Source organism: Marinobacter sp. CA1, assembly GCF_020546665.1.
Lineage (GTDB): Bacteria > Pseudomonadota > Gammaproteobacteria > Pseudomonadales > Oleiphilaceae > Marinobacter > Marinobacter xestospongiae.
In genome coordinates this window covers 234,615-251,170 of sequence record NZ_CP071785.1, presented here as the reverse complement: position 1 = coordinate 251,170, position 16,556 = coordinate 234,615, and the positions used below count along the sequence as shown (strand labels likewise).

Genomic DNA, 16,556 nt, shown 5'->3' with positions numbered 1-16,556 from the left:
CCCTGCACTCCACCCCAAAACGTCTGCTTGCCGTAAGTAAGCCCCAATGAAAAACGGCGCCCCGCAAGGCGCCGCTTTGCGGTCTGGCTTTGCGCTAGAACGTATACCGTGCACTCAGGGCGAACGAACGGCCCGGCTCCAGAAGCGTTACCACGGTGGGAAATTCATGCCCGTAGCTGGCCCGGTCGGTGTAGGCCTCGTCGGTGAGGTTGTCGACGGACAGCCGCAGGGTCAGCGCCTCGACAGGACGGTAGTCGGCGTAGATATCCACTACCTGGTAGCTTTGCTGCTTGGCGTCGCCGCCGGCCACCTCGTTTTCCAGCGCAACCTCGGCGCTCATACCAAGGCTGGCCTTGGCTGACGGCAAGGCGAGAGAGCCATTCACCGTAATGATCTTGCCCAGCGGCACGGTGAAGTAGTTGCCGTCATAGGAAGTAGCTTCCTGACCATCCTTCTCTGACCGGATGTCGGAGTATTTGACGGACAGCGCTCCCCGCCCGTGCTGGTAGCCGGCGGCCACGTCAAAGCCTTCGATGTCGAAGTCGGCGAACTGATCGGGGCCACCACCCCAGCTGGGTGTACGACCGTTCTCGATGCGGGTCTCATAGACATTGAGCTCGCCGAAGAAGCCGTCTGCCTGGGCTCGCAGGCCAACGGTGTAGTTGCTGGACTCCACGGGCTTGACGTCGCCGTAGGCCCAGGCGCCGTTGAGGATGAAGTTTTCCGCCAGCGCCACACCACCCCAGACATCGGAGTAGCCCGCGTTGATGGAAACGTACTCGTTCAGGAAGACCTCACCGGAGAGGTTGGCGCTGACGCCGGAATCGTCATGGTCGGAGCCATCGACACCGGTAAATTGCTGGCGATCGTATCGCACACCATAGGACAGGAACAGCCAGTCACCCACGGGCTGGCGAAGCTGAACAAAGGCGCCGACATTCTCGGCGCTTTCCTCCAGATCAGGGTCTCCGGCAAAACGGAAAATGGCAGAATCGTCGTAATAATCGACACCGGTGGAGATCGTGGCGAACGGAGTATGGAACAGGTTCTCGACACTGGCGGAATCACTCCCGGTGATGCCGTTGTAGACGAGGGTGACGTCAGGCGCGGTGAGGGGGACTTCCCGGGTTTCCAGGTCGGTTTCGTTCTGTGCCAGGGTGAACTTCGGGTTCCAGAGGCCTTCCCCGCGATCACGGCTGTAGTTGAACACGGTGTTGGTGCGGGTCAGGTCGTACGCCCGGGACTCCGGTACCGGGCGGCCGGCCGTCAGGCCCCCAAAGTTGGCGCGGTAGGGTCGTTCAGAGTCGTCGTTCACCTGTTCATGGCTGAGTTCAAAACGGCCGACCCTGTCGTTCTCGTAGGCGATTTTTACCAGGCCGCTGAGCAGGGCCGGCGTGGAGTAGTTGACGGTGTCGCCGTTGCCGTCCTCGTAGTCATCGCCGTCCATATGCTTCACATAGCCCAGAAGCTCCACATCGCCGGCCCGACCATAAACAGAGCCGGAGGTGGTCAGTACCTCGCCGTTGCTGGCGTATCGTCCATCCACGAAACCGCCAACGGTGCGGTCCGGCGCCAGTACGTCATCCACGTCAATGGTTTCGTACACCAGGCTGCCACCAATGGCGCCGGGGCCGTCGTCGGCCGGGGCCACGCCAGCGGAAGCCCGCACCGCCTTGAGCAGTGCCGGATCAATCAGGTTGGTGGCGTTGTGGTGGAACACCTTGTTGTTCTGGCGGGCGCCGTCCACGGACACCGCCATAGCGGTTTCCTCAACACCGCGCACGTACACCTTCTGGTTCATGGCGATCGGGCCACCAACGGACACCGATGATTCTTCGCTGAACAGATCCTTCATGTCCTGGGGCTGCAGTGTTTCCAGTTCGGCCCGGCCGTAGTCCAGGGTGTCGGTGGGATTGACGTCAGTGGCCGCGGAGATCTGCACCGGTGGCAGCGAAGACACCTCGTCACTGCCCTGCACCTGCGGCTTCAGCAGAACCGAGTTGCTGCCGGTTCGCTCATAGGTCACACCCGTGCCCTGAAGCAGATTCTGTAACGCCTGCTCAGGGGTGTAGTCGCCTCTCAGGGGGGCCGCGGTCCGCCCCTCCAGTAGGAATGCGTCGCCGCCGATATTGAGGCCGGTCTGCTCGGCCAGGCGGGTGATTGCCTGATCCAGGGGCTGGGCGGTGATGTTGACCGGGACCGTGGCATCCTGGGCCTGAGTCATGGCGGGTGTCGCCATGCCAAGACCAAGGGCCAATAGTGCGGCATGGAGGGGTCTGGCTTTGTGCATCGGAATGCTCCTGATTGTCATTCAGTGATGTTTTTACCGGTAATGACAATCGGGGCAGAGAATCGGGCAGTCACGACCCACAATTTTTTTCAGGGGGCTTCGTCCAGGTACACGACATAGGGCGGCAAGCCGCCGATGTCGATCTTCAGTGACGCGGCGAGCAGCGCCAGTGCCGCCTCACTGTCATCGGTGGGCAGCGCCCCGGTGAAGCGTCGGGAGCCAGAGGCCAGAGCGTCACTCAACATCAGCACGCCGGGATGATAATGCCCCAGCCGCTCAACCACGCTCTTGAGGGATGCGCCGTTGAAGATCAACTGACGACGACTCCAGTCCGGAGTGGCGGGCAGGGTTCCAGTGCCGGACTGGATGTCGGCGCCCACCCTGGCCCACTGTCCAGCCGACAGCTGCAGTGATTCGTTGGTGCCCGGGCGGGTCACCCGCACCCGTGATTCGTACACGGTGACCCGGCTGTGGTCGTCGTGGTGCTGCACACTATAAAGCGTCCCAAGGGCTTCCGCCGACACGTTGCTGGTGGCAACGACAAACGGGCGCTCGGGGTCCGATTCCACATCCGCCAACACCTCGCCCCGGATCAGCTCGATGTGGCGCCGGCCCTGCTCGAAGTCCACGTTGACGGCGCTGTTGGTATTCAGCGTGAGTCGACTGCCATCGGCAAGCTGATAGCTGACCACTTCACCAACGTCGCTGCGGTAATCCGCCCGCCAGGTTTGCCAGGGAAGTTGCACGCCACAGACAGCCAGCAGCAGGCAAAGACCCACAGTGCCAAACGCCCGCCCAAGGCGAGATGGTGAAGGCACGGGGCTGGCCCCCGACCACAATTGCTGCATTTGCTGGAACACGCGCGGATGTCTGGGGTCCTGCTCGAGCCACTCGCGGAATCCCGGGTCCCGGTTGAGATCGCCGGGGCCGCCCGCATCGAGATAGATCAGCCACTCGGCGGCCTGCTCCCGGATGGTATTCATCTCACTCATTGGCCGTGATCCCGGAAGTCATCGTAGAGGCGGGCGTGGCAGTGGACCAGGGCCCTGGCAATGTACTGTTTGACACTGCTCTGGGATACGTCGAGGCGTTCGGCTATCTCGCGGTAGCTCATGCCCTCGGTGCGGGCCCAAAGAAAAGCCTTACGGGGTTTGTCCGGCAGTTCCTCGGTAAGCATCATCAGCACCTGGTGCAGCAGATCCCGCGCTGCGACGATTTCTGCCGGCCCCTGCTGATTCTGGGTCTCAACGGTGTGGGCGACCTGGCGCAGAACGTCTGCCTCAAGCTGCCGGCGCCGATGGCGATTGATCATCAACCGGTTGGCGATGACCAGCAGGTAGGCCCTGGGCTCCTGCAACAACGACAGGTCCACGGTCAACAGGCGGAGGAAGCTGTCCTGGCTCAGGTCGCTGGCATCGGCGGGGCAGCCAAGCTTGCCCCTGAGCCAGTTCCGCAACCAGGGCTGGTGCTCCCGATAAAGGGTTTCTATCTCTCGGCCTGGATTCAGAGCACAGCTGTCGTGGGAATTGGGGTGGCCAGGGACCATGGGGACTACCACATCGTTATGACGAGATGGTAATGATAACTTTTAGCATTTAAACTAACAAGTGAGTTCGATTAACAATGATTTTCTCAGGCCTGCCGGCGGATTGACTGCGCAGATATGGCGATGTCAGGCCACGCTGCCCGCAACTGAGCGGTCATCCGCCCAGTTTGCGGGACTTGGCCGGGTAGCGGTGGTAACTCCGCGCAGCACTACTGCGGGTCAAGAATTCCGATGGTCTCAGGGACAATCAGGCTGGCTTGATCGGCGACCAGGTTCACCTCCATCAGTTGCTCGCCTGACAGCTGCTCCAGTCGATCGACCTGTGCCAGGAACCGGTTGCGCTCGGCATCGCTTACAAGGCCTGCCGTGTAATCCTCAAGCTTGGCGATGTAGTCCGGGCGCTGCCATGGGGTATCGCCACCAGGGTGGGCATTGGCACGGGTTTTTTCGTCGGTGATCGTCTCGCCGTCTTTGGTCGTGATCGTCATGCGGCCGCCGTATGCCTGAACATTGGGGTCCTGATCGTGATAGAGATCTTCCCAGTGCTGATCAAACCGGGTCTCGATCTTCATCATCAGGCTGCGTAGAGCGACCTTCTCATCCGCTGTCATCTGGTAGGCGCGGTCCTTGTGGAATTCTCCGGTCTGGATACACCGTGCAATCGCGAACATTATGCTGTGGTCGAGCGTGCCACGCGGCGAATCGGGATCGATCTTCTGTGGATCATTCGCGTCTGTACCAATCACATGATGGGTATGGTGGCTGGTTTGAAGCACGATGTTTGCGATTTGCGCCATGTCGACGTTGCCGCTGGCATCCCGTGGCAGTTGCTCACGCATTTGCAGCGCCAGGTCAATGATCGCCTGTCCCTGGTATTCGAAGGCGTGCTGTTTAGGGTAGGTTTTGAGGATATTGCGCATCGGTGCCTGGGCGGGATCGTTCAGCTCAACCCTGTACACCGCCTCGGGGTTGTCCCGGCCATCCAGGAAGCGCCGGATGATGCTGTCCACCCCCTCATACACCGGATTCGGTCCTTTCAGATTGTGCATCGCATGATGCACGGCTTTGAGTGCGATTTCAGCGGAAAAGCCCGGAACGAACTCTTTCTGAGCACCGATATCCCCCTTACGCGACTGGCGTGAGGAAATGGCGTTGTGCACAGCGAAGTTGATGGCGTGATACGCCTGCTCCGTGGACAGCCCCAGCATGGATGAAATGCCCGCCGCAGTGCCCGCCGCAATATGGGTCATGTGATCGACCTTGTGCTTGTGCAGACAGATGCCGGTGCCGTTACCGGTACCAACAAGGGCAACGTGCACCTCATACGCCACGATGATGCCACGAAGTAGATCCTCGCCGGACACACCCGCTTGCTGAGCCGCCGCAATAACGGGCGAGATGTTGTCGTCTGGATGGGAGTATTCCGCCGCCAGATACGTGTCATCATTGTCCAGAAAGCGGACCGCCACGGCATTGGCAAACGCCGCCGCCAACGGATGGAAGCCCCCTTTCAGCCCCCAGATTGTGGCCTTGCCGGCACCAGCAACCAACCGCCCTTCGCCACGAGCCACCACCACGGCTCGCTCATTGGCGGCACCGAGGGCAATAGCGGCATTGTCAATGATGCGGTTTTTCGCCATTTCGACGGACGCCGCATCAAGCGGTTGTGACTTGGCCTGAGTGGCCAGCTCGGCCAGCTTCCATGCCAGTTGATCATGACGCGCAAGATCGCCGCTCTGATTTTCTGCTCTGACACTGTGAACCGTCGTCGCCATGGAAATCTCTCCTCTGTTGAATTGAACAATAACGCCATAGCGCTCATTTTGGCTGGAGCGCCGACAGCGGTTGCCGAAGCGAGGCTGCCACAGCATTGATGTTAATGATTTTCATGTACATTACTATTCTCAAAAAGTAGTGCGCCGAGGCTGCCAAAATTTTCTCTTCAGTAACAGGGATCAAACCATGGATGCCAAACGCTGCGGGCGATCAGATTCCGCCCCGGAGTCAATCACCCAGCGCTATGAGAATGCACGTTCGGAACTGGCGATCGCAAGCCTGCCGCTGGTCTTCAGGGATACCACGATCAGGCAACTGAGGCACTTTATCGCCGCGGCTCTGGCGCTGCGCGATGCCTGCCACCACAACAGCGCACCCGAGCGGCCACTCGACGTTCTGTTGTGGTTGCGTCGTCGCCTGAACCAGGAAGCGAAAAATCCCGAGAAAGCGGAGCTGTTCCGTGCTCAGTGCCTGCGGGAAGCCAGCAACGTGGAACGCGAGATTGCAACCGCCAGCGTAACGATCAGCCAAGGCGGACTGACGATTCTGGAGTAACGGCTGTCTGGCCCGGCGGATTCGCTGACCGACTAAGGGAGCGCCAATAAAGGACGGTGGGTTTCCAAACACAATACAATGTTATAACATAACACTTCTAGCCTGACATCAGATCAGCACAGGGCGGTCGAGACTCGGCAGCAAGCAGCGTCACCTGCGGCCCTCTTCCGCTCTGCCCCGCGGACACTGAACAGCCATTTACCTCCACGAGATCGCAACAGCTTTAGCATGAACAAAGACCTGCCCGATGTTGCCAGCAACGAAACGTCAGCAATCCGCACCCCGCTGGAGTGGGTCGGGATGAGCCGGATTGATCTGCCCCTGCAGCTGTCTGAACCTGGCTGCCCGGGACCGGTTCACGCCGTTGTGGACGCGCTGGTCAACTTGCCTGGGGTGACCGTAAAAGGCATCCACATGTCACGCATCTATAGCATGCTTGATGAAGCATCGCGTCTGGAGACCGTGGCTCCCGGAGATCTCAGGACGCTGCTGGAACGGATGATTGATAGCCATCAGGACTGCCATACCGATGGCGCGCGGGTAGTCCTGGAATTCAGTCTCCTGAGCCGACGCCCGGCACTGCGTTCATCGGATCTGGCGGGCTGGAAAGCGTATCCGGTTCAGCTTGAAGCAACGCTGGAACGGGGTTCGTTTTCACTGAGCGCATCCGTTCAGGTGGAGTACTCCTCAACCTGCCCCTGCTCGGCGGCCTTGTCCCGGCAGCTGATCGCCGATGGTTTCAGAAGCGCCTTTCCTGAAGACACCGGGCTCAAGAGTGAGGATGTGGCGGTATGGCTGGAACAGCATGCCACGCTTGCCACGCCCCACAGCCAGCGCAGCGAAGCCTGCGTGAGCGTGAACATTCCCGCTTCGGCCCGGGACTTCGGCTTGATGGCACTCATTGATCAGATCGAGGCCATCCTGGCTACGCCGGTCCAGACCGCAGTCAAAAGAGTGGATGAGCAGGCCTTTGCCTCGCTCAATGGCCAGAACCTGATGTATGTGGAGGATGCCGCACGGCGCATCCAGAGCGCACTGTCCGGCCGTTACGACAACCTCCGCACCCACGTTCGCCACCTGGAAAGCCTGCACTCTCATGACGCCGTTGCCGCCGCCAGTGCTGAGTATCAGGGGAGCCGCTGATGGCAACGGACAGGGTCCAGCTCTGCCCGACCCAGAGGTTGTGGCCGCCCTGCGGGATGACCTGAACGTTTCCCGGGCCCTGAAACGGCTGCATGAACTTTGCCATCGGCTGGAAGCCGCCAAAACGGATGAGCTGGCACAAGCGGCGGCGCGCACATTCCGGTCGTCGGCAGCCATGCTCGGTTTGCTGCAGCGCCCCGCACACCAGGCGGTCCGTGAGTTACGTGGAAAACACGCCGAACCCGACGCCGACCAACTGTCTCCCGAGCGTATTGAAACGATGCTCCGCCAGCGGCAGGAGGCCCGTGATCAGCGTGACTTCGCCCGTGCAGATGCGCTGAGAACGATGCTGGACCAGAACGGCGTGCTGATTGAAGACACCCCCGAAGGCGCGCGTTGGCATCGGGCCGGGGATCTGCAGGGATGAACCGTCCTGAGCGTCAGGATGTGGCCATAGTCGGCGCGGGCAACGCCGAGACGTGACAAATGCCATCGCAGCCCACCCATAAGGAGAACGCCTGATGATTCCTCAAAGTTACGAAGAATGGCGACACTGCATCACGGTGATCTGTGACCAGCCACTCACACGCCCCTTTATCGAAGCGCGAATCAGGGCGCTGAATACGCCAACGGATCACATGACGGCCAAGTTCGTCCAGCTGTATGGCGATGAACAGCGTGCGAGGACGCTCGACTGGTTCGAGCGCGCCAGACGTGAACTCTGAAAATCACACGATCAAGGAAACCCCGGATGATTCGCAAGAACCCTCGCGGCGACCTGCCTCAGGTTCACCCCGATGCCTTCGTCGATCCCACCGCTATCCTGTGTGGATTGGTCATCGTTGAGGCCAATGTCTTTATTGGGCCCTATGCCGTGATACGTGCGGATGAAATGGATGGCAATGGGCACATCGACCCGATTGTGATCGGAGCACACTCCAACATCCAGGATGGCGTGGTCATTCATTCCAAGTCCGGCGCCAGAGTGACCATCGGGCAACACACCTCCATCGCCCACCGGGCCATCGTGCATGGCCCCTGCACGGTCGGCAACGGCGTCTTTATCGGATTCAACAGCGTGCTCTTCAACTGTACGGTGGAGGACCGCTGTGTGGTGCGTCATAACGCCGTGGTGGATGGCTGCCACCTGCCCCCGGGGTTCTATGTCCGTTCCACGACGCAGATCGGCAAAAGCACCGATCTAACCTCCCTGCCCCAGGTTTCCGTGTCCGCCAGCGAGTTTTCCGAAGATGTCGCACGAACCAATAACGACCTGGTGCGTGGTTACAAGCTTATCCAGAACGAATTCTGAGTCGGGACCGGGAACCGTCACCATGAGCACAGCGACACAGCCCCTGCAACAGCACGCCGACCTTCTGGTTGTCGGCGGCACGGTCATAACGCCCAATGGCGCCGAAACGGCAGACATCGCCAGCCGCGACGGCCGCATTGTGGCCATTGGATCACTGCGGCACCGATGGACCGCCAGGTCGACGATTGAGGCACAGGGGCTGCACATTTTGCCGGGCGTGATTGACAGCCAGGTCCATTTCCGCGAGCCGGGCCTGACCTACAAGGAAGATCTTGAAGCCGGAACCCGGGGGGCGGTACTGGGCGGTGTCACCGCAGTTTTCGAGATGCCGAATACCAACCCGCTGACGCTGGGACAGGCGGATCTGCAGGCCAAGCTGGACGCAGCCAAGGATCGGAGCTGGTGTGATTACGCATTCTACATCGGCGGTTCCGGAGTCAACGCCGGCCAGCTTGAGCGACTGGAGGCCCTGCCCGGGTGTGCCGGTGTCAAAGTGTTCATGGGCAGTTCGTTTGGCGACCTGCTGGCGGACGACGACACGGTGTTGCGCCGCATTCTGCGACACGGACGCCGGCGTCTGGCTGTGCATGCCGAAGACGAGGCCCGGCTGCGGCAGCGCAAATCGATTGTCGAAGCCAGCGGCGATGTCTGCCAGCACCCGCAATGGCGAGACGTCGACTCTGCGCTGCTGGCGACGAAACGCATCGTCGCCATGGCCGAGGAGGCAGGGCGTCGCCTGCATGTTCTGCATATCTCCACCGCCGAGGAATTGCGATACCTGGCACGGCACAAACGCCGGGTAACGGTGGAAGTGACACCGCACCACCTGACCCTGACCGCACCCGAGTGCTACCAGCGCCTCGGAAGCCTGGCGCAGATGAACCCACCGGTTCGGCAACAGCGCCACCAGGAGGCGTTATGGCAGGCGATTCGCGAGGGCATCGTGGATGTGATTGGCAGTGATCATGCGCCTCACACCCTGGCGGAAAAGGCGCAACCCTATCCGCAATCCCCCAGCGGCATGACGGGCGTCCAGACCCTGTTACCGGTGATGCTGGATCACGTTCATGCCGGTCGCCTCAGCCTGCGGCGACTGGTCGATCTGACCAGTGCCGGTCCGGCGCGCGTATTCGGGATCGAGGGTAAAGGACGCATCGCGGTTGGGTACGATGCCGATCTGACGCTGATCGATCTGGCCGCACAACGAACGATTGAGAACCGCTGGATTGCCAGTCGCAGTGGCTGGACACCTTACCATGGCAAAACCATCACAGGCTGGCCCATCCATACCGTCGTCCGCGGCCAGGCGGTTGTGCGCGATGAACAACTTGTCGGCAGCCCGTCAGGTCAGGCCATTGAATTTCTTGAAACCCCGGAAGGGCCTTCCGCTCCCTGTTAACAACACCATTTTGAGAGACGCCACCATGAAGACCGCCCCAACTGCCGCTCAGGCACCGACACCGGATACGGTAACGTTTGCGACCAGACGCTCCATCGAACAGGTCGAGGAAGGGGCGGAACTGGCCCCCAGGTTCGACGCCAATGGCCTCATTACCTGCGTAACAACTGAAGCCGACACTGGCGAAGTGCTTATGCTGGGATACATGAATGAAGAGGCTCTGCAGAAAACCATTGCTACCGGCGAGGCCCACTACTGGAGCCGCAGCCGAGAAGTGCTCTGGCACAAAGGTGCAACCAGCGGTCTGGTACAGCGGGTTGTTGAAATGCGGATTGACGACGATCAGGATGCGGTGTGGCTGAAAGTCAGCGTGGCGGGTTCGGGTGCCAGCTGTCATGTTGGTTACCACTCCTGTTTCTACCGGAAAGTGCCGGTTGCAGGAGACAGAACACACGGAGACAAGCTGGTATTCGTTGAACGTGAGAAACGCTTCGACCCTGTTGCGGTGTATGGTGATGCTCCCAACCCCACCAAGCTTTGAGGCGGAAGCGGCCGCCTATGGGCATCGGTTCCCGGTGTAAACCCGCGGCACCCGCGCCGTCACCCCGGTAAACAGGTGATAGGGAATGGTATCGCAGCCGCTGGCTACTTCCGTGGCCAGCAGGTTCTTGCCCCACAGCTCCACCTCGGTCCCCACATCGGCTTTAGTGAAATCGGCAAGGTCGGTCAGATCCACCGTCAGCATGTCCATGGAGACCCGCCCCACAATGCCGGTGCGCTGGCCACCCACCAGCACTGGCGTGCCCTCGACCGCCTGGCGCGGGTAGCCATCCGCATAGCCGATGGCCACGGTGCCAACCCGGCAGCGGCGGCTGGCGATGAAGCGGCCGCCGTAACCCACCTGCTCCCCCGGCTCCACCCAACGGGTGGCAATGATCCGGCTTGTCAGTGTCATTGCCGGCTGCAGTTGCCGGCTGTGGGGATTCTGCTGCGCCAGCGGCGAAGCGCCGTACAGCAGGATGCCGGGCCGCTGCCAGTGCCGGCACGCCAGCTCATGAGCCAACACACCGGCGGAATTGGCCAGGCTCAGCTCGACGCCCGCTTCGGTAAACTCACGCGGCAGCCTGGCGAGCTGCGCGGCCACGGAGATGCCTGGCGAGTCGGGTACGTCGGCGTTGGCCAGGTGGCTCATCACCACAATGTGGTTCACTTGAGGCAGCGCCTGCAGGCGGCGAAAGGCATCCAGCGCCTGCGCCGGGGTAAACCCGAGGCGATGCATGCCGGTGTCCACTTTCAGCCAGACCGAAATCGGCGCGGGTAGCACCGCCCGCTCCAGCTGTTGCAGCTGCCATTCGTGGTGGATGGCGCTCCAGAAGCCCTGGCGGGAGATCTCCGGCAATTCCTCGGCGTCGAAAAAGCCCTCCAGCAGCAACACCGGATGCGGCAGTCCGGTGGCCCGGATCGCCAGCGCCTCTTCGATCGAGGCGGTGGCAAACGCGGTGGTCAGATCTGCCAGCGCACCGGTCACCTCCGCCACCCCATGGCCATAGGCATCCGCCTTGACCACCGCCAGGGTCCGCCCCTGAGGACGTAACGACGTCGCACACTGGAAGTTGTGCCGAATGCTGCCGAGGTCAATGTTCGCCGTTACGGGCCTGGCCATGGGATACACCTTTTGTTGTTCCGGGAGCCTGACCAATCGGTCAGGGTATTGGGAGATTCCGCGCTACAAGCCTCAGTTCACATACCGGTGAATGGACAGGCCGTCAGTATCGATCTCGGTCTGCCGCCCGTTCACCACGTCACACAGCAGCCGCGCGGAGCCCTGGGACATGGTCCAGCCCAGGGTGCCATGGCCGGTGTTGGTGAACAGATTGGCGATCGGCGTCGCCCCCACCACCGGCACACTGTCCGGCGTCATCGGTCGCAGGCCACACCAGAACTCGGCCCTGCTGAGGTCACCGGCGCCCGGGAACAGATCCTGAATCACAAACTCCGTCGGCTTCCGGCGCTTCTGGTCCAGACTCAGGTCAAACCCGGCTATTTCCGCCGTTCCCCCCACCCGGATGCGGTCATCGAAACGGGTAACCGCTACTTTGAACGACTCATCCATTACCGTGGACTGGGGCGCCCTGGCAGGATCAACAATGGGCAGGGTCAGGGAGTAGCCCTTGATCGGATAGATCGGCAGATCGAACCCCACCGGATTCAGCAGTGCGGAGGAATAGCTGCCGAGCGCCACCACAAAGGCGTCGGCGGTAACCTCCCCACGGGAGGTATGAACACTGGCAATGCGGTTCGAATCCCGGTTGAGCCGTTCGACCGTGGTGTCCAACACAACTTCGACGCCGATGGCCCGGCACTGCTCAGCGAGGGCGGCGGTAAAACGGTTGCAGTCCCCGGTCTCGTCTTCCGGAAAGCGCAGCCCGCCCACGAACTTCTCCCGCACATTGGCAAGTGCCGGCTCATGCTGAATGCAGTCCGCCGGGCCAATTACCTCATGGCGGACACCGCACTGTTTCAGCGACTCAAGGTCCGCGCCAATGGCGTCCATCTTCGCCTGGTCGCGGAACAGCTCGATGGTGCCTTTGGCACGATGATCGAACGCCAGCGGCAGCTCACGGATCAGTTCGTTCAGGCAGGTGCGACTGTATTGGGAAATCCGCAGCATTCGCTCCTTGTTGATGCGGTAAGCCTGCTCGGTGCACTGGCCGAGCATCTTGGTCATCCAGCGGGCGGTCCGCAGGTTGAACGATGACGAGCTGATCAGAATCGGCGCCATGTCCTGCATCGCCCATTTGATCGCCTTGAAAGGCACGCCCGGTGCGGCCCAGGGACTGGTGTAGCCGTAGGAAAGCATGCCCGCGTTGCCATAGCTGGTCTCATCCGCCACCTCCGAGCGTCGTTCAATCACCGACACCTCATGCCCGGACCGGGCCAGGTACCAGGCCGTCGAGACTCCGGCGACGCCGCCGCCCAATACAACGATCTTCATAGCTGCTCTCTCCTTCCGCCCCAGCGGGCACTGCAACATCAAACCTCGTTATCAGCTGATGGTAATGAAAATCGACCAGCAAAAATCTGCTTTATTTGACAAAAAACAGGGATAAATCCTGAGAAATTAAAAAAAGAAAGCTTTAACCACTTTGCCAGATAATGACCAATAGCCAGCCGTCTCCAGTCACGGCCGTATCGCCCAGGCAGGCGTGAGGCTTCGTTCGACGGTAGGCAACCTTTGGCAGGACAGAACCGGTCAGGACGGGGTGGAAGACAGGAAGAAAGAGAGAAAGGTAGAAAGGAAGTCGCAGGAGATTCAGGGGCCCGGACCGCGACGGCGGGTGACGTCGCGGTCCGGCACCGGCTCAGTCGTTGGCAGCGGCAACCACCGTCAGTTCGACAAGGATTTCCGGACGCGCCATGCGGGCCTCGACACAGGCACGGGCGGGCTTGGGCAGCTCACGAACCCATGCATCCCACACCGAGTTCATGGCGGCAAAGTCCTTCATGTCGCGGATATAGATGGTGACGGAGAGCATCCGGTCCATCCCGCTGCCGGCCTCTTCCAGCAGGCCCTTCACCTTCTTCAGGCATTCTTCGGTCTGTTTCTCGATGTCCCAGGATGCGTCGCCGGCGGTTTGCCCGCACAGATAGACCGTACCGTTGTGTTTGACGATGCGGCTCATTCTGTCGGTGGAATGCACGCGTTGAATCTCTGACATGTCGCTCTCTTTCTTTGGTGGATGGGTCAGCGGTGGATGGATCAGCGGTGGATGGATCAGTGCGCCGTGATGGCACGGATCGATCTTCTGGCCCCAATTCTAGCTTGCCCACGCCATGGCTGTTTGTTTTATTACGGACGTATTCAGCGATAAAAGCTGCAATCCAATACAAATTTAGTGGTAATCACTGTCTGCCAGCGTCCCCTGCAGTCACTAGCCACTCACTACCGAGGATGACGTTATGCCGATATCGGAAGGTCGCCGCAAGAAAGGCCTGGACCGCCTGGATCGGAAAATCCTGCTGGAACTGCAGAAGCATGGCCGCCTGAGCTACGTGGAACTGGCGGAGCGGGTCGGACTCAGCGCCACCCCCTGCGTGGAGAGGGTTCGACGGCTTGAGAACGACGGCTACATCGAAGGCTACTACGCCCGCCTGAACCCGCAGCTAATGGGGTACTCCATGCTGGTGTTCGTCGAGATCTCGCTGTCCTACCAGTCCCGCGACGCCTTCGAGAAGTTCAACGAGGCGGTCGAGAGCCTGCCGTTCATGCTGGAGTGCCACCTGGTGTCCGGTGATGCCGACTACCTGATCAAGGCCAGGATCACCGACATCTCCGAATACCGCGCCCTGCTGGGCGACATGCTGCTCAAGCTGCCCGGGGTCAAGAACTCGAAAAGCTATATCGTCATGGAAGAGGTGAAGGAAACGTTCGAACTGCCGATTGATGCGTACTGAAACGCCTGGCGGCGACCGGTTGGCAAACGGCCCGGAGCGGCGTATCAGCATTGGCATGAAAACTGTCAGCGTTTCTTCCGGGTTTTTCCCTGAACAGCTTTAAAGCGGGGGGTGGACTTGCAGATCACGTACAGGCGCCCCCTACGCTTAACAACCTGGCAGTCCGGGTGCCGTAGTTTGGCACTTTTCAATGAACTGAGTACTTGCATTATTGCATCTCCCTGCGCTTGTAGCGGTTCCTGAACCGGGCAATACGGCCCTCGGACTGAGCTTCCCTCTGTTTCCCGGTATAGAACGGGTGCGATGCGCTGGAGACGTCGATCGTCATATAGGGGTAGGTTTTTCCTTGGTACTCCGCCGTGCGCTCGGTTTGCAGCGTCGAGCCAATCACGATGTAGGTATCCGACGACGTGTCGTGGAACAGGACGTCGCGGTATTTGGGGTGAATATTCGGTTTCATTGAACAGTCCTCATCTGCATGCTCGCTGAAAAACAACGTTATAACATTACACAAACACAATCAATAATGATTACCAATTGCGATTGCTGGTTGCCGTCTGGGGGCTCCCGGGCCTGCTGATCGCGAACGCACCGGCAGGCTCTCCTCAAAAGAGCAGTCAGGAAAAGGTGAAGGCGACGTTCGAACTGCCGATTGATGCTTACCAAACGCTCAATAGCGCTGATGCCACTGTAGGAACTGACAGGTAGGCAGTCAGAGCAACCATTTGCTAGTGTCCCGAGCGGTTAATTCGCTGACCTGCTGCGTCGAATTAACCGCTCCGGACACTAACGTTGGGGCAACGTTCAGCCACTCTCCCCGAGCACGCAGAGTATGACCACTGAGAACCGAACAACGCTGCTGATTTTCATAAAGTACATCGCGATATCCTTCTTGCTGCTCTTTTTGGCCAACTTTCTCTCGCACGAATTTCTTGAGAGCAGGCATCTGGATACTCTGACCGTTTTTGTATTTGCCCTAACCATGGCATTCGCCATCAACGAGTCCTACAAAAAGGGCACAAGACAGCAGACATCCCAAGCTTCTGACTGCCAATCACACCCAGAATACTGACAAGCGCAGCATGAGTGCCTGTCACCGGGCGTTATCAAACTCAGACAGGGCCGTTGGCGTCGGTCAGATCAAAACTGCGAGCCAGGCGGATAAAGGCCTGCAGGTATTCGGTGTCACCGTCGCTTTCGCGGGACCCCAGGAAGATCTGTTTATCGACCCCCTGCGGTCCCATGCGCAGGGCAACCAGCGGCAGCTTCTGGCAGTACTCCTCCGCCAGCCAACGGGGCAGTGCCGCCACGCCCCGGCCACCGGCCACCATCTGTAACATGATGTCCGTTGTCTCAATGGACTTATGACTCCTGGGGGCGACGGCAGCGGGGTTCAGAAAACGGGTGTAGACATCGAGCCGATCAAGCGCCACCGGATAGGTGAGCAGGGTTTCGGTGCGCAGATCCTGCGCGGTGACATGCTCCCGGGTCGCCAGCACATGATCGGCCGGCACCACCAGCACCTGTTCGTAATCGAACACCGGCTCAAACACCAGCCCGGGCCGGTAGAAGGGGTCCGGCGTGACCAGCAGATCAATCTCGAAATCCTGCAAGGCGCCCAGACCACCGAACTGGAATTTCTGCTTCACATCCACATCCACGTCCGGCCAGGCCACCAGAAACGGCGAGACGATCTTCAGCAGCCACTGATAGCAGGGGTGGCATTCCATGCCGATACGCAGGGTTCCGCGCTCACCTTCGGCAAACTGCCTGAGTTTGGCCTCGGCATGCTCAAGCTGCGGCAGCAGACGGTTGGCCACATCCAGCAGAAATTCCCCCGCCTGGGTCAAGCGCAAACGCCGCCCTTCCCGCAGCCAAATGGCGGTACCGGCGCTGAGCTCCAGTTTGCGCATGGTATGGCTCAGCGCCGACTGGGTGAGATGCAGCTGTTTGGCCGCGGCCGTTACCGACCCATGATGATCGACGGCCTGAATGACCCTGAGGTGATTGCGTTCGAGCATAATCATCCATGAATAGAATTAATGGAATAGTGAAAATAAACCATTTTTCCTCATTTATA

At 60.1% G+C, this 16,556-nt stretch carries 18 protein-coding genes; 8 read left to right on the top strand and 10 right to left on the bottom strand.

Features of this window, described 5'->3' with window-relative positions; translation table 11 throughout:
- Window positions 1-94: 94 nt before the first annotated feature.
- The 4 genes from J2887_RS01090 to J2887_RS01075 form a co-directional block, all read right to left on the bottom strand.
- Window positions 95-2,290 (bottom strand): TonB-dependent receptor, encoded by a 2,196-nt coding sequence (locus tag J2887_RS01090; RefSeq protein ID WP_227173520.1) that lies wholly within the window; start codon window positions 2,288-2,290, stop codon window positions 95-97.
- 89 nt (window positions 2,291-2,379) lie between these two features.
- Complete coding sequence (locus J2887_RS01085) at window positions 2,380-3,282, bottom strand: FecR family protein (protein ID WP_227173518.1); 903 nt, start codon at window positions 3,280-3,282, stop codon at window positions 2,380-2,382.
- Complete coding sequence (locus J2887_RS01080) at window positions 3,279-3,836, bottom strand: sigma-70 family RNA polymerase sigma factor (RefSeq protein WP_227173516.1); 558 nt, start codon at window positions 3,834-3,836, stop codon at window positions 3,279-3,281. The genes J2887_RS01085 and J2887_RS01080 overlap by 4 nt, the downstream gene beginning before the upstream one ends.
- A gap of 209 nt (window positions 3,837-4,045) precedes the next feature.
- A complete protein-coding gene (locus J2887_RS01075; protein WP_227173515.1) occupies window positions 4,046-5,611 on the bottom strand; it encodes an MmgE/PrpD family protein in 1,566 nt (521 codons plus the stop codon).
- A 187-nt stretch (window positions 5,612-5,798) separates the two neighbouring features.
- Here J2887_RS01075 and J2887_RS01070 point away from each other — a divergent pair, with 187 nt between their 5' ends.
- The 7 genes from J2887_RS01070 (at window position 5,799) to hisI (ending at window position 10,562) form a co-directional block, all read left to right on the top strand.
- Window positions 5,799-6,167, top strand: a complete 369-nt coding sequence (locus J2887_RS01070; RefSeq protein ID WP_227173513.1) for a hypothetical protein — start codon at window positions 5,799-5,801, stop codon at window positions 6,165-6,167.
- A gap of 228 nt (window positions 6,168-6,395) precedes the next feature.
- Complete coding sequence (gene folE2 / locus J2887_RS01065) at window positions 6,396-7,310, top strand: GTP cyclohydrolase FolE2 (protein WP_227173512.1); 915 nt, start codon at window positions 6,396-6,398, stop codon at window positions 7,308-7,310.
- Window positions 7,311-7,350: 40 nt separating this feature from the next.
- Window positions 7,351-7,737 carry a DALR domain-containing protein gene (locus tag J2887_RS01060; RefSeq protein WP_267461608.1) on the top strand — a complete coding sequence of 129 codons (387 nt, stop codon included), beginning with the start codon at window positions 7,351-7,353 and terminating at the stop codon, window positions 7,735-7,737.
- Window positions 7,738-7,831: 94 nt separating this feature from the next.
- Window positions 7,832-8,035, top strand: coding sequence for a hypothetical protein (locus tag J2887_RS01055; RefSeq protein WP_227173509.1), 204 nt, complete (start codon window positions 7,832-7,834; stop codon window positions 8,033-8,035).
- Between the two features lie 26 nt (window positions 8,036-8,061).
- A complete protein-coding gene (locus J2887_RS01050) occupies window positions 8,062-8,622 on the top strand; it encodes a hypothetical protein (protein WP_227173508.1) in 561 nt (186 codons plus the stop codon).
- Between the two features lie 22 nt (window positions 8,623-8,644).
- On the top strand, window positions 8,645-10,021 hold the full coding sequence (locus J2887_RS01045; protein WP_227173506.1) for a dihydroorotase: 1,377 nt from the start codon (window positions 8,645-8,647) through the stop codon (window positions 10,019-10,021).
- 25 nt (window positions 10,022-10,046) lie between these two features.
- Window positions 10,047-10,562, top strand: a complete 516-nt coding sequence (hisI, locus tag J2887_RS01040) for a phosphoribosyl-AMP cyclohydrolase (protein WP_227173504.1) — start codon at window positions 10,047-10,049, stop codon at window positions 10,560-10,562.
- A gap of 15 nt (window positions 10,563-10,577) precedes the next feature.
- Here the strand turns inward: hisI and alr are convergent, their stop codons facing one another.
- The 3 genes from alr to J2887_RS01025 form a co-directional block, all read right to left on the bottom strand.
- Window positions 10,578-11,684, bottom strand: a complete 1,107-nt coding sequence (gene alr / locus J2887_RS01035; RefSeq protein WP_227173502.1) for an alanine racemase — start codon at window positions 11,682-11,684, stop codon at window positions 10,578-10,580.
- A gap of 72 nt (window positions 11,685-11,756) precedes the next feature.
- Window positions 11,757-13,016, bottom strand: coding sequence for a D-amino acid dehydrogenase (locus J2887_RS01030; protein ID WP_227173500.1), 1,260 nt, complete (start codon window positions 13,014-13,016; stop codon window positions 11,757-11,759).
- A gap of 367 nt (window positions 13,017-13,383) precedes the next feature.
- Window positions 13,384-13,740, bottom strand: a complete 357-nt coding sequence (locus tag J2887_RS01025; RefSeq protein WP_227173498.1) for a RidA family protein — start codon at window positions 13,738-13,740, stop codon at window positions 13,384-13,386.
- A 241-nt stretch (window positions 13,741-13,981) separates the two neighbouring features.
- Here J2887_RS01025 and J2887_RS01020 point away from each other — a divergent pair, with 241 nt between their 5' ends.
- Window positions 13,982-14,476 carry an Lrp/AsnC ligand binding domain-containing protein gene (locus J2887_RS01020; RefSeq protein WP_227173497.1) on the top strand — a complete coding sequence of 165 codons (495 nt, stop codon included), beginning with the start codon at window positions 13,982-13,984 and terminating at the stop codon, window positions 14,474-14,476.
- 65 nt (window positions 14,477-14,541) lie between these two features.
- On the opposite strand, the gene ykgO is transcribed toward J2887_RS01020, so the two are convergent.
- The 3 genes from ykgO to J2887_RS01005 all read right to left on the bottom strand — a co-directional run bounded on the left by ykgO (window position 14,542) and on the right by J2887_RS01005 (window position 16,497).
- Window positions 14,542-14,685 carry a type B 50S ribosomal protein L36 gene (gene ykgO, locus J2887_RS01015; protein ID WP_227173495.1) on the bottom strand — a complete coding sequence of 48 codons (144 nt, stop codon included), beginning with the start codon at window positions 14,683-14,685 and terminating at the stop codon, window positions 14,542-14,544.
- Window positions 14,685-14,936, bottom strand: coding sequence for a type B 50S ribosomal protein L31 (locus tag J2887_RS01010; RefSeq protein ID WP_227173493.1), 252 nt, complete (start codon window positions 14,934-14,936; stop codon window positions 14,685-14,687). The genes ykgO and J2887_RS01010 overlap by 1 nt, the downstream gene beginning before the upstream one ends.
- A 652-nt stretch (window positions 14,937-15,588) precedes the next feature.
- Window positions 15,589-16,497 (bottom strand): LysR family transcriptional regulator, encoded by a 909-nt coding sequence (locus J2887_RS01005; protein ID WP_227173491.1) that lies wholly within the window; start codon window positions 16,495-16,497, stop codon window positions 15,589-15,591.
- Window positions 16,498-16,556: the final 59 nt, after the last annotated feature.

Excerpts from the sequence above, each read along its gene's own strand:
- folE2 (WP_227173512.1), top strand. The coding sequence starts at position 6,396 with ATGAACAAAGACCTGCCCGATGTTGCCAGCAACGAAACGTCAGCAATC.
- J2887_RS01085 (WP_227173518.1), bottom strand. The coding sequence starts at position 3,282 with ATGAGTGAGATGAATACCATCCGGGAGCAGGCCGCCGAGTGGCTGATC.
- J2887_RS01045 (WP_227173506.1), top strand. The coding sequence starts at position 8,645 with ATGAGCACAGCGACACAGCCCCTGCAACAGCACGCCGACCTTCTGGTT.
- J2887_RS01080 (WP_227173516.1), bottom strand. The coding sequence starts at position 3,836 with ATGGTCCCTGGCCACCCCAATTCCCACGACAGCTGTGCTCTGAATCCA.
- J2887_RS01075 (WP_227173515.1), bottom strand. The coding sequence starts at position 5,611 with ATGGCGACGACGGTTCACAGTGTCAGAGCAGAAAATCAGAGCGGCGAT.
- alr (WP_227173502.1), bottom strand. The coding sequence starts at position 11,684 with ATGGCCAGGCCCGTAACGGCGAACATTGACCTCGGCAGCATTCGGCAC.
- J2887_RS01020 (WP_227173497.1), top strand. The coding sequence starts at position 13,982 with ATGCCGATATCGGAAGGTCGCCGCAAGAAAGGCCTGGACCGCCTGGAT.
- ykgO (WP_227173495.1), bottom strand. The coding sequence starts at position 14,685 with ATGCAAGTACTCAGTTCATTGAAAAGTGCCAAACTACGGCACCCGGAC.
- hisI (WP_227173504.1), top strand. The coding sequence starts at position 10,047 with ATGAAGACCGCCCCAACTGCCGCTCAGGCACCGACACCGGATACGGTA.
- J2887_RS01090 (WP_227173520.1), bottom strand. The coding sequence starts at position 2,290 with ATGCACAAAGCCAGACCCCTCCATGCCGCACTATTGGCCCTTGGTCTT.
- J2887_RS01010 (WP_227173493.1), bottom strand. The coding sequence starts at position 14,936 with ATGAAACCGAATATTCACCCCAAATACCGCGACGTCCTGTTCCACGAC.
- J2887_RS01070 (WP_227173513.1), top strand. The coding sequence starts at position 5,799 with ATGGATGCCAAACGCTGCGGGCGATCAGATTCCGCCCCGGAGTCAATC.
- J2887_RS01005 (WP_227173491.1), bottom strand. The coding sequence starts at position 16,497 with ATGCTCGAACGCAATCACCTCAGGGTCATTCAGGCCGTCGATCATCAT.
- J2887_RS01025 (WP_227173498.1), bottom strand. The coding sequence starts at position 13,740 with ATGTCAGAGATTCAACGCGTGCATTCCACCGACAGAATGAGCCGCATC.
- J2887_RS01030 (WP_227173500.1), bottom strand. The coding sequence starts at position 13,016 with ATGAAGATCGTTGTATTGGGCGGCGGCGTCGCCGGAGTCTCGACGGCC.
- J2887_RS01050 (WP_227173508.1), top strand. The coding sequence starts at position 8,062 with ATGATTCGCAAGAACCCTCGCGGCGACCTGCCTCAGGTTCACCCCGAT.
- J2887_RS01055 (WP_227173509.1), top strand. The coding sequence starts at position 7,832 with ATGATTCCTCAAAGTTACGAAGAATGGCGACACTGCATCACGGTGATC.